At 64.9% G+C, this 11,239-nt stretch carries 11 protein-coding genes and 1 pseudogene; 8 read left to right on the top strand and 4 right to left on the bottom strand.

Annotation, left to right across the window (positions count from 1 at the left end; translation table 11 throughout):
* Positions 1–60: 60 nt before the first annotated feature.
* Complete coding sequence (locus tag I71_RS05890) at positions 61–636, bottom strand: DUF1178 family protein (protein ID WP_042692205.1); 576 nt, start codon at positions 634–636, stop codon at positions 61–63.
* Positions 637–838: 202 nt separating this feature from the next.
* On the opposite strand from I71_RS05890, the gene I71_RS05885 reads away from it, so the two are divergent.
* A complete protein-coding gene (locus I71_RS05885) occupies positions 839–1,399 on the top strand; it encodes a bifunctional 2-polyprenyl-6-hydroxyphenol methylase/3-demethylubiquinol 3-O-methyltransferase UbiG (protein ID WP_042692203.1) in 561 nt (186 codons plus the stop codon).
* Between the two features lie 7 nt (positions 1,400–1,406).
* Here I71_RS05885 and I71_RS05880 read toward each other — a convergent pair whose 3' ends face one another.
* Positions 1,407–1,991, bottom strand: a complete 585-nt coding sequence (locus I71_RS05880) for an RNA methyltransferase (protein ID WP_042692210.1) — start codon at positions 1,989–1,991, stop codon at positions 1,407–1,409.
* A 79-nt stretch (positions 1,992–2,070) separates the two neighbouring features.
* Between I71_RS05880 and I71_RS05875 the strand changes: the two genes are divergently transcribed.
* Both I71_RS05875 and I71_RS05870 read left to right on the top strand, forming a co-directional pair.
* A complete protein-coding gene (locus tag I71_RS05875) occupies positions 2,071–3,204 on the top strand; it encodes an asparaginase (protein WP_049975951.1) in 1,134 nt (377 codons plus the stop codon).
* Positions 3,205–3,293: 89 nt separating this feature from the next.
* Positions 3,294–4,532: a bifunctional 2-polyprenyl-6-hydroxyphenol methylase/3-demethylubiquinol 3-O-methyltransferase UbiG gene (locus tag I71_RS05870; protein WP_042692200.1), complete on the top strand. Its 1,239-nt coding sequence runs from the start codon at positions 3,294–3,296 to the stop codon at positions 4,530–4,532.
* A 27-nt stretch (positions 4,533–4,559) separates the two neighbouring features.
* Here I71_RS05870 and I71_RS05865 read toward each other — a convergent pair whose 3' ends face one another.
* Together I71_RS05865 and I71_RS05860 are read right to left on the bottom strand one after the other, a co-directional pair.
* The gene (locus I71_RS05865; protein WP_042692198.1) at positions 4,560–5,942 is read right to left on the bottom strand and encodes an aspartate aminotransferase family protein; all 1,383 of its coding nucleotides are present in this window, start codon (positions 5,940–5,942) and stop codon (positions 4,560–4,562) included.
* 180 nt (positions 5,943–6,122) lie between these two features.
* Positions 6,123–6,449 (bottom strand): annotated as a pseudogene (locus I71_RS05860) (ATP-dependent chaperone ClpB); the annotation flags it as partial.
* Between the two features lie 31 nt (positions 6,450–6,480).
* Between I71_RS05860 and I71_RS05855 the strand changes: the two are divergent.
* The 5 genes from I71_RS05855 to I71_RS05840 form a co-directional block, all read left to right on the top strand.
* A complete protein-coding gene (locus tag I71_RS05855) occupies positions 6,481–6,666 on the top strand; it encodes a hypothetical protein (protein WP_042692192.1) in 186 nt (61 codons plus the stop codon).
* 1,083 nt (positions 6,667–7,749) lie between these two features.
* Complete coding sequence (locus I71_RS05850; protein ID WP_148294160.1) at positions 7,750–8,430, top strand: ParA family protein; 681 nt, start codon at positions 7,750–7,752, stop codon at positions 8,428–8,430.
* Entirely contained in the window at positions 8,427–8,753 is a 327-nt protein-coding gene (locus I71_RS05845; protein WP_042692186.1) for a hypothetical protein, read from the top strand. The genes I71_RS05850 and I71_RS05845 overlap by 4 nt, the downstream gene beginning before the upstream one ends.
* Before the next feature lie 467 nt (positions 8,754–9,220).
* Positions 9,221–9,526: a DUF4167 domain-containing protein gene (locus I71_RS37145; protein ID WP_307188967.1), complete on the top strand. Its 306-nt coding sequence runs from the start codon at positions 9,221–9,223 to the stop codon at positions 9,524–9,526.
* A gap of 173 nt (positions 9,527–9,699) precedes the next feature.
* A partial coding sequence (locus I71_RS05840) for a type IIL restriction-modification enzyme MmeI (protein ID WP_042692183.1) occupies positions 9,700–11,239 on the top strand: 1,540 nt, incomplete at its 3' end.

Below are 11,239 nucleotides of genomic sequence, written 5' to 3'. Positions count from 1 at the left end.
TTTCGTTGGGATCGTGACGGGGCCGCTTGATGGCATCGTCCCGTCGCATCGATCCGCCCGTCAGGAGTCGGTGCGGGGAATCCAGGGGATGCGGTGAAATGTCACACCCTCCTCGTGCAGTTCGGCGACTTCCTCGTCCGAGGCCTCGCCATAGATGCCGCGCGGATCGGTCTCGCCGTAATGGATGCGCCGCGCCTCCTCGGCGAAATTGTCGCCGACATAGTCGCAGTTCTTCTCGACGCTGCGCCGCACCTCGGTCAATTGGCGCATCACCTCCGCCACCGCCTCGCGCTGGGCGTCGTTCAGGCTGGGCGGCAGGGCCGCCACCATGTCGGCGGCCGTCGGCAGCGGTACGGGGGCGGGGACCGGCACCGGAAGGGCGGCAGGCACGGCACCGGGAGCAGCGGCCGGAGGGGCGTTCGCCGCAACGGCTTCGGCCTGTTCGCGGGCGCGGTCGGCGGCCTTGGCGACGCCCTTGGCGATGCGTGGGGCCATCGGCGCCTTGCCGACGACGGTGTCGCCACAGATCGGGCAGGCGATCTGGTGCGCCGCTGCCTGTTCGTCATAGGCGGCACCGTTGCGAAACCACGCCTCGAACTGGTGGTCGGCCGAGCATCTCAATGCGAAGAGGATCATATCCCCACAAGCCCCAAACTAACCCGCAGCAGGACGGACAGGCCGAGTCGCACCGGACCGGGTTGCGGCGCGACTCGGGATTTCCCCTAATTCAGCACGGCCGGGCCGCGCCGTCAAACGCCGCACGGACCATACGCCCGTACCTCCTGTGATATCGTTCCCGCCGCCATCGAAGAGACGTTTTGATAAGGAAAATTCCGCCATGCCGACACCGCATCCCCTGTCGCCCCCTTCCTCCTGGGTCGAGCGATTCGCTCCGCTGGTGCGCGCGGGCGGGCGGGTGCTCGACCTCGCCTGTGGTGGCGGGAGGCATCTGCGGCTGTTCCAACGGCGCGGCCATCCGGTGGTGGGGCTGGACTGCGACCTCGGCGGAGTCGCCGACCTGGACGGTGGCGCGGACATCACCCTCGTTCAGGCCGATCTGGAAAGCGGCGACTCGGGGTTCTCGCCCGAATCCCTGCCGGTTGACGGCCGCTTTGCCGGGATCGTCGTCACCAACTACCTGCACCGCCCGCTTTTCCCCGCCATCCTGGCGGCGCTGGAGCCGGGCGGCGTGCTGATCTACGAGACCTTCGCCGACGGCAACGCCCGGTTCGGCCGCCCCTCCTCCCCCGACTTCCTGCTGCGCCGGGGCGAGCTGCTGGAGGCGGTGCGCGGCACGCTTCAGGTCGTGGCCTTCGAACAGGGGGAGATCTCCGTGCCCAAGCCCGCGGTGGTCCAGCGGATCTGCGCCGTCGCCGGGGACGATCCGCTGCCGCTCTGAGTCCTCCTTACTCGTCGCTGTCGTCGGGGACCGGTTTCTGTTCTCCCCGGATGCGGCGACGGCGGTCCTCCTTGCGCATGATCTGCTTGCCATGCTTGTGCAGGGCCGGCGGCTCCAGCGGGCCGCCGGGGCGGACCGGACGCTCGGCGAAGCGGCCGAGCGAGATCATGCGGTCATACATCACCAGCGCCCCGGCGACGCCGACATTGATGCAGAAGGACATCGGGATCTTCACGACATGGTCACAGCGCGCCAGCAGGGCGGGCGACAGGCTGTCGCGCTCCGGCCCCAGCACATAGGCGGCGCGCGACGGGTGGCGGAAGCTGGGCAACTCCACCGCGTCGTCGGTCAGCTCCACCCCGACCAGCATGCAATCTTTCGGGAGGGTGAAGTCGGCGACCCGCTCATGGATGTAAAGCGGCAGGTGCAGCGTGGCGCCCGAGGTATCGACCAGCTTCGTCTCGCGCAAATCCGGTTCCGGATCGATGGCGAAGAAGAAGGAGGCGCCGAAGGCATGGGCGGTGCGCATCAGGTTGCCGACATTGCCCGGCTTGCTGATCCGCTCCACCCCGATCCCGAAATAACCACGCATGACGAACCCGTACATCGAAGAAGGGAGATGACCGGGCGGGAGCTTGCCGCCGCCGCCCGCCCGAGGCAAGCTTGCCGGCATGAGCCCGAACCACACTCACGACCATTCCTCCTGCTGCGGCGGGGATCACCACCACGGCCATTCCCACCATCACGGCCACCATCATGGCGAAAGCGCGCAAGGCCGCGCCGACCTGTCCGGCCCGGCGGAAAGCCCGATCACCGTCGAGGTGACGCGCGGCAGCCTGGTGGAGTCGGTCCACCGCGCCCGCGCCTGCATCGTCGATGCCGGCGGCCATGTGCTGGCGCGCTGGGGCGACATCGACGCGCCGGTCTACCCGCGCTCCGCCATCAAGTCGCTGCAGGCGATCCCGCTGGTGGAAAGCGGCGCGCTCGACGCCTTCGGGCTGGGGGACGAGGAGCTGGCGCTCGCCTGCTCCTCCCACAATGGCGAGGCGCGCCACACCGAACTGGTACGGTCCTGGGCCGGGCGGGTCGGGCTGACGCTCGACGATTACGAATGCGGCGCGCAGATCCCCTACGATCCCGCCACCGCCGAGGATCTGGTCCGCCGCGGCGAGGCGCCGACCGCCTTCCACAACAACTGCTCCGGCAAGCACAGCGGCTTCCTGACCACCGCCAGGCACAAGGGCGAACGGTTGAAGGGTTATGTCCGCTACGAACACCCGGTGCAGCAGCGCATCCTCGGCGTGATGGAACAGATGACCGGCCAGGATCTGTTCGGCGCGCCCTGGGGCGTGGACGGCTGCTCCATCCCCACCATCGGCATCCCGCTGGGCGCCATCGCCTATGCCATGGCACGCATCGCCGACCCGGTCGACCTGCCCGACGCGCGGGCCGAGGCCGTCACCCGCATCGCCGCCGCCTGGGGCAAGCACCCCTTCCTGATCGGCGGCACCGGAACCTTCGACACCGCACTGATGGAGGCGGCCGGTGGCGCCGTGCTGGTCAAGGGCGGAGCCGAGGGCGTCGGCTGCGCCGTGATCCCGGAGCAGGGCATCGGCATCGCGCTGAAGATCGAGGATGGCGCCGCCCGTGCCCGCGAGGTGGCGCTGGCCGCCTTGATCCGCTCGACCCAGGCACTGACCGAGGCGCAATGGGCGCGCGTGCCGCAACTGCTGACCGCCTCGATGCTGAACCGCGCCGGCACACGGGTGGGCGAGGTACGGCCGGCGGCGGGGTGGCCGGGCTGAGGCGCGAACGGGCCAGCATCCCACGGGTGCAGCGGGTGCGAATGCGGTGCTATGGTCGCCGCGCCCATTTCCCCCGTTGAGCGGTTCCCATGAGCATCGACGACCTGCGCGCCCAGTACGAAGCCTTTCCCTATCCGGCGCGCAATCCGGCCGAAGAAACCAAGCGCCTGATCACCGGCTCGCCCAGCCACCTGGACGAGTTGGCGCAGCATGTCTTCGGCGGCCGGATCGACCATAGCAAGCCGTTGCGGGTGCTGGTGGCCGGCGGCGGCACGGGGGACGGCACCATCATGCTGGCGCAGCAGATGGCCGACGCCGGCAATCCCGGCCGCATCGCCTACATCGACCTGTCCGACGCCAGCCGCGCCGTCGCCGAGGCGCGGGCCAAGGCGCGCGGCCTGACCAACATCGACTTTCGCCGCGGCTCGCTGCTGGAACTCGATGGGCTCGTGTCGGAAGCCGGGCCGTTCGACTACATCGACTGCTGCGGCGTGCTGCACCATCTGGACGACCCGGCGGCCGGCCTGCGCTCGCTGGCCGGCGCGCTGGCGCCCGGCGGCGGCATCGGCATCATGGTCTACGCTCCTTACGGCCGCACCGGCGTCTACCCGATGCAGGAGGCGCTGCGCGGCATGACCGAGGGACTACAGCCGGCGGAGAAGGTGGCGCTGGCCCGCCGGCTGATCCAGGCGCTGCCGCCGACCAACTGGCTGCTGAACAACCCGCACATCAGCGACCACCGGCTGGCCGACGCCAACCTGTACGACCTGCTGCTGCACAGCTGCGACCGCCCCTACAGCGTGCCGCAGCTGGCGGAGCTGGCGGAGAGCGCCGGCCTCGCCATCGCGACGCTGATCGACCCGCTGCGCTACGAGCCGTCGCTGTGGATCAAGGACGCCCGCGTCCTGAAGCCGCTGGCGGGGCTCGGCATGCTGGAGCGCGCCGCCTGGACCGAGCGCATCACCGGCGCCTTCACCAAGCACATCGCCTATCTGCTGCGCCCGGCCGATCTGGAGGCTGCCCGCATCCTGCCGGACGGCCCTGACGTGATTCCGGTCCTGCGCGACATCGACGGCCCGGCCGTGGCGAAGGCGGTTCCCCCCGGCGGCAGCCTCGAATTCGATCTGATGGGAAGCGTGGTGGCGCTCCCCCTGCCGCGGCTGGCCGGCCCGATCCTGTCCAGGGTCGACGGCAGGACCAGCCTGGGCGCCCTGCACGCCGCCATCGAGCCGACCACGAAGGTGACCTGGGACCAGTTCCTCACCCAGTTCCGCCAGCTGTTCGACGCGCTCGGCGGGCTGGGCAAGATGCATCTGCGGCGGGGATAGGACGGAAGCCCCACCCCCAGCCGATCCTTACCCCCGCAGAACCGGCACCGCGGCGTCGAGCGCCTTGGTCAGCCGGTCGAAGGTCTCGTGGATTTCCGCCTCGGAGATCACCAGCGGCGGGCACAGCGCGATGGAATCGCCCATGGCGCGGACGATCAGGCCGTTGTCCTGGGCCAGACCGTTGACCAGGGCGCCGGCGCGGCCGGGCGGGTCGAAGGGGAGCTTGGTCGCTTTGTCCGCCACCAGCTCCAGCGCGCCGATCAGGCCGATGCCGCGGGCCTCGCCGACCAGCGGATGCTCCGCCAGCGCCTTCAGCCGTGACTGGAAGGCCGGGGCGACCGAGCGGACATGGCCGACGATGTCACGCTCCTCGTAGATGCTCAGCGTTTCCAGCGCCACCGCCGCCGCCACCGGATGGGCGGAGTAGGTGTAGCCATGGCCGAAGGTGCCGATCTTCCGGCTCTCCTCGACGCAGGCGCGATAGATCGCGTCGGTCACCATGACGGCGGAGATCGGCAGATAGCCGGACGACAGCTGCTTGGCGCAGGTCAGGATGTCCGGCTGCATGCCCATGGTCTGGCTGCCCCAGAAATTGCCGGTGCGGCCGAAGCCGCAGATCACCTCGTCGGCGACCAGCAGGATGTCGTATTTCTTCAACACCGGCTGGATCTTGGCGAAATAGGTCGCCGGCGGCACCACGACGCCGCCGGCGCCCATGATCGGCTCGGCGAACATGGCGGCGATGGTCTCCGGCCCCTCGGCCAGGATCAACGCCTCCAGCTGTTGGGCCAGACGGGTGGCGAAGGCCTCCTCGCTCTCGCCCGCAAGCCCATTGCGGTACTGGTGGGGGCAGTCGCCATGCAGGATGCGGGCGATGGGCAGGTCGAAGTCGCGGTGGTTGTTGGGCAGCCCGGTCAGGCTGGCGGTCGCCACCGTCACGCCGTGATAGGCACGCTGGCGCGACAGGATCTTCTTCTTCTCCGGCCGGCCAAGCGCGTTGTTGTAGTACCAGATCAGCTTGATCGCGGTGTCGTTGGCCTCCGAGCCCGAATTGGCGAAGAAGACCTTGGACATCGGCACCGGCGCCAGCCCGATCAGCTTTTCCGCCAGATCGATGCCGGGCTCGTGCGACTTGTGGCCGAAGATGTGATAGGTCGACAGCTGCCGCATCTGCCTGGTCGCCGCCTGGACCAGACGCTCCTCGCCCCAGCCGAGCGAGACACACCACAGGCTGGCCATGCCCTCGATGTAATCCTTGCCGCCATCGTCGAAGACGCGGATGCCTTCGCCGCGCTCGATGATCATCGGCCCCTGCGTCTCGTGGGCGTGCAGGTTGGTGTAGGGATGGAGGACGAAGGCCTTGTCGCGGCTGGCCGCGGAATTGCCGGCGGTGCTGACGGGAGCGGTCATGGAAGGGGACTTCCTGTTCGGGCGTTCGGGTGCGTTGCCCCGCCGTCCGCGAAGGATCGGCGGAAACTGTTCGATATGTTAAACAGTTCCGCCGATCATACGCACAGTTCAGCCACCCGACAAACCCGCAACGCGGTCATCGGTGCAATGCGGCAGACACAGATGTCAGCCCCTGAGACATCACCCTTTGCGAACCAGCCCGCCGACCGGTTGGCCGTCGATGGTCAGGGATCCGCCTTCGGCCCCGACCGCCACCGTCTGGCCGTCCTTGATGCGGCCTTCGAGGATCAGGGTCGCCAGCGGGTTCTGCAACTCGCGCTGGATCACCCGCTTCAGCGGACGGGCACCGTACACCGGGTCGTAGCCGGCCTCGGCCAGCCATTCGGTCGCTGCCTCGTCCACCGTCAGCGTGATCTCACGGTCGGCGAGCATCTTGGTCAGGCGGCCGAGCTGGATCTTGACGATGCCGCCCATATGCCGGCGGTCGAGCCGGTGGAACAGCAGGATCACCTGGGCGACACGGCATGCGGTGACCCGGATGTCTGGGTGCGATCTGGCAGTGGTCTGGCGCGGGCCGGATCTGTGGAGCTGGACCGTCACCGTTGCTGGGGAGCAGGTCCGCTCCGGAAGTGCCCGGACGATGACCGGCGCTCAGGACGCCGCCGTGCGCGCCGCCAAAGCCCACACGGACGATGGCGGGCGCATCCAACTCCCGCTGTTCTGATAGAATACAGGGTGTTTTTTGCAAAAAGGGAGTAGATGGACAGATCTGTGGCGCTGTTCACAGGTCCTTAACGTGGAGAGCCCTATGGTGACTTCAGGTTCTCATCCTCCCAGAACCGAAATCTGAAGGCCGCACCTGCTTTGGTGCGGCCTTTTTCTTGACGGTAATTCTGGACATCTGCCGTACCGTCGTCGCATTCCCTCTCACCTACAGCAGGTCGGCGGCCGGGTTCTGGTGCACGGCGCCGGTCTGGAGGTAGCGGGCGGCGATGCGGTGGCTCTTGTGGCCGGAGAACTGCATCAGCAGGTCGAGCGGGATGCCGTCGCGCCCGCCGGTGGTGAGGAAGCCGGAGCGTAGGGGAGGGGAGCGCGATAGGTGTTAGGTAAACAACGGGAAGGGTGAACTGAACCGGAACAGCGGCTTGTCTGCTGGACTCCCCCGCGACCGTCCGGAAAACCGACCTTTGGCGGCTGGATCGAAAACTGTCCAGAAATGCCCAATTCCGATGGATTTTCGGACATCTTGAATGCCGGACGGGATAACGGACAGCAGGTTCCGCGCTGGTGTTCTTCGTCTGTTTCATCTTGGCGTTGTTTGGCGAACAACCATCGCGCTCTCCTCAAATGCCGGTGAATGTAAACCGGCAGGGGGGGTCGACGCCGATCGGCATAGTAACCTGCTGAGAGCATGAGAACTCTTGGGGTCCCACCTGCGTGCTGCTTCACATCCCAGATCGCGCAAAGCCGAGCCGAACAAATGTCGCGATGCCCTCATGTGGAAACACTCATCTGGGCAAATGCTCTTTTGCTCTATTGACCTTTTGACTGCGAAGTAGCGCGCAGGTAGGACCCCAATGCACCTCATACTTTCGGTAGGCTACTGTGTTGCTCGGCGTCGAAACTCCATGCTGATTCACACGTTGCGAATTTGGACGCACTTCACGCTGTACCCGCGAAGCGCATAGAGTTGCCAAACTTCCCGTTTGAGTAAACGGCCAAATGATCTCTTGGTCTTTTAATCGCTTGGACGCTTGACCGATAGCGGGCGCTTTGGTTGAATGATAGGGGCTTCATAGGGGGCATCATGCCAGTCATCGCTCTGGCCAGTGTGAAGGGAGGAGTGGGCAAGACCTCAGCCCTGCTCTCGCTGGCATCCGACCTCGCCCTGTCCGGCAGCAGTGTGTCCGTGCTCGACGCGGATCCGAACGGTCATGCCAGCCGCATCGGTGCCAAAATGGGAAAGCGGTTGAATGGTTCGCCCTTCTCGGCGACCGGCGGCGTCACCGAAGCGAACATCCTCGCCACCATCAAGCAAGCCAGGACAGAGGTGGACTATGTTCTCGTCGATCTGCCTGGTGTGTCGAGCAAGCTGACCCTCCTCGGCCTCGCCCGCTCTGATCTGGTCATCATTCCGGTGCAGGCCTCAGAGATGGACATTCACGACGCCTTGCAGACCGTTGAGAACGTAAAGCAAGCCGCTGAGGCTGCCGACCGCACCATTGCTGCCTGCTTCCTCCTGTCTCGCTGGCCCGTGACGATCGAGAGTCGGGCCGCCAAGGAGACGCGCAAGCGTCTCACGACCAAGGCTCCCGATGTGCCTGTCCTGCAAACGCCCCTGATGGATCGTACGGCGTTGAAGGAGATGACCTTCAATGGCGCACCGCCCAGGCTGAGCGACCCGGATGGCAATGCCGCCGCCAACGTCTCGTCCATCTGTCAGGAAGTGCTGGCGCTGCTCGGCGCCAAAGTGGAGCGCGCAGCATGAGCAAGAAGATGCCCCTGCCTCTGGACGACGACGATGACGACGTGCTGGCGCAACGGATCGCTGAAGCGGCGACCCAGCGCGGCATTCCCTCGCTGACACCAACGCCGCCGCCCTCCCCTGCTCCTGCCTCTGCCGGGACTCGCCGGCCGATCAAGATCGAGGTGTCCGACCCGCTTTTCGAAGCGCTGACCGTCGCCGCCGCAAGGCAGAAGGTCACAAAGCGGTACTTGATCCTGTCGGCGCTCCGGGATGCCGGCTACCCGGTCGAGGATACAGATTTCCAGGAAGACGGACGCCGGCTTCGCGGCTCCCGCAAATTATGAGCTTTTGCGCAAGAGTGCAAATGGGCATTTTGTAGATGCACCCCCACATAATCGGGCATTTGACCATTTGCGCCGTCACATCACGTAGGATGCAGACGGTCGAACCAGGGTCATGAGCAGTTCATATTAGTAATCAAAGGTATAGGATATCCGCTCTTCAACGCCTATTTGTTCTTGAAAATTTCTCCTCACGCTCCCTTCTGACTCCACCCATCAGAAGGGGAGGAGGGGACTATGCTGTGGCCTTTGCCGGTGATCGCCCGGCCGTGTCCGGTCATACAGGTGGAGGCTCTGGTATTAGCCGGCTTTCCGTCACCAGCCGCGGACTATATCGAGGGCCGGATCGATCTGACCGAGGTTCTGGTTCCGCACCCCAGCAGCACCTGAATTGCGCCGTCATCGTCAGTCAGCACGCCGGCAGACGTTGGAGCCACTGCGGCGCCGGAAAATTTCCGCGCATCGTGGCCATGCCAAGCGTAGACTCTGCCGGGTTAAATGACCTTTCACTCTATCCAAGGAAATCGGTAGGCCCAATGCCACCCTCCAGGCCCCGCGTACCAGTGCGACCGAATTTTAGTAAGCCCCGTTCAGCCACTGCCGCTTCGACCGGAGTTCGACCAGCACCGGCCCGTGTGAACGGATCAACGCTTCAAAAGGAGACGCAGTGGCTAGCCCGCGCCGTCGATGCCGAATGCGCTGGTGACGGCGTGGAGGCTGAGCTGTGCCGGCAGTATGCTGAGCACTGGTTTCGCGTCTCACGCGGGCAGGATTGAAGGGGGTGTTGCAGAAGGGAGGCAATTGGTGCGTTTGTACTTTTCTGCCACGTCGCGGAGCACCAAGCCTCCCGCAGTGGTTGCTTCACGCGCAAGTCCATGCATTATGCGAGAAAATCTCCGATCGTCTATTTTGACCCAAGGTGGGGTATTCCAGGCAGGGTAGGTATCTAATGATTACTTCGGGTGACTTCCGCGCCTTCATCGAAAAGGCCAAGGCCAGTGGTGGAGCAGAGATGGCCAACTGCCAGCCGTTCATCGAACGGCTGTGCCGCTTCCTGTCGCTGCCCGAGCCTGACCTTGCTGTCGAACACAACCACCAGAACGACTATGTTTATGAGCGCCGGATCGAGTTCAAACACCCCGACGGTAGCACGTCGCCGGGGCGCATAGACCTTTACAAGCGTGGGCATTTCATCCTTGAAGCCAAGCAGTCGGCCAAGCGCGCCAAGTCCGCCGCCGCTGACCAGCCTGGCCTGTTCCCTGAGGACATGATCCAGACCAAGACGGGCCAAGCCAAGCGCGGCACTCGTACTTGGGACAAGGTAATGATCGCTGCCAAGAAGCAGGCCGAGGACTACGCCCGTGCCCTTCCTGTAGATCACGGCTATCCGCCGTTTATCCTCGTCCTCGACATCGGGAATGTGTTGGAGGTCTATGCCGACTTCTCCGGGCAGGGGAAGAATTACGCACATTTCCCTGACCGGCAGTCCTACCGGCTCACTATGGACGACCTCTTGGAGCATCACATCCAAGAGCGGCTGCGAGCCATCTGGAACGACCCCCAGAGCCTTGACCCCACTCGCAAGTCGGCCGCGGTGACTCGCGACATCGCAGACCGGTTGGCCAAGATCACTCGCCGTCTTGAGGGCCGCTATAAGCCGCAGGATGTGGCCGAGTTCTTGATGCGCTGCGTCTTCACCATGTTCGCCGAGGATGTTCGGCTCTTGCCCGAGGACTCGTTCAAGAACCTTCTGGGCAACATGGTAAAGCGGCCCAAGGACTTCGTGCCAGCGCTCGAAGATCTTTGGGACCGCATGGACAGGGGCGGGTATGACCGGGGCCTTGGAGCCACCATCAAGCGGTTCAACGGTTCTCTCTTCAAGAATGCCAAGGCCCTACCTTTAGATGCTGACGATATCAACGAGATCTGGATTGCTGCCAAGCGCGATTGGCAGGATGTGGAACCGTCCATTTTCGGCACCCTTGTCGAACAGGCGCTGGACAGCCGCGAGCGGTCGCAACTTGGCGCACATTTCACCCCGCGCAATTATGTCGAACAACTGGTGATCCCCACCATCATCGAACCTCTGCGTGCCGATTGGAACGCGGTTTCGGCCCTTATTAATGACCTATTGGAAGAGGGCAAGAAGGTCGAGGCGCTTCGTGCCGCCACGGCGTTCCACAGGCAACTCTGTTCCGTGCGCGTCCTTGATCCAGCGTGCGGCACTGGTAACTTCCTCTATGTTTCACTGGAATTGATGAAGCGTCTGGAGGGCGAGGTCTTGGAGACCATCGCCAGCCTTGGGGGGAGGCCCAACCGCTACACCGAGTATCCCGAAGAAGTTAAGGACCGTACCTCCCGCGTCCTGTTGAAGGCGGACGGGGTCTTCACCGTCGATCCCCACCAGTTCTATGGCCTTGAACTTAACCCTCGCGCGGCGACCATCGCAGACCTTGTCCTGTGGATCGGGGATCTGAAATGGCAGATCA

The organism is Azospirillum sp. B506, from assembly GCF_000333595.1.
In the GTDB taxonomy this organism is placed as follows: domain Bacteria; phylum Pseudomonadota; class Alphaproteobacteria; order Azospirillales; family Azospirillaceae; genus Azospirillum.
This window is presented reverse-complemented; position numbering and strand designations above follow the sequence as displayed.